We start from the raw sequence: 255 nt of genomic DNA, 5'->3' as shown, positions 1-255 counted from the left end.
ATCCGGTGAAATTTTAATACCTGTGAAGATGCAGGTTACCCGCGACAAGACGGAAAGACCCCATGGAGCTTTACTGCAGCTTGATATTGAACTTGGGTACGGTCTGTACAGGATAGGTGGGAGCCTTCGAAGCATGAGCGCCAGCTTGTGTGGAGGCGCCGTTGGGATACCACCCTGATCGTATCTAGGTTCTAACCCGTGACCGTGAAACCGGTCAGGGGACCGTGTCAGGCGGGCAGTTTGACTGGGGCGGTC

Annotated in this window: 1 rRNA gene; it reads left to right on the top strand. The window is 54.9% G+C overall.

Annotated features, from left to right (window positions below):
• Window positions 1-255, top strand: a 23S ribosomal RNA gene (locus tag KJS47_RS23900); the annotation flags it as partial.

The organism is Paenibacillus sp. J31TS4 (assembly GCF_018403265.1).
Classification (GTDB): Bacteria; Bacillota; Bacilli; order Paenibacillales; family NBRC-103111; genus J31TS4.
The sequence above is the reverse complement of the archived record's forward strand: the minus strand, read 5'-3'. Positions and strand labels throughout refer to the sequence as shown.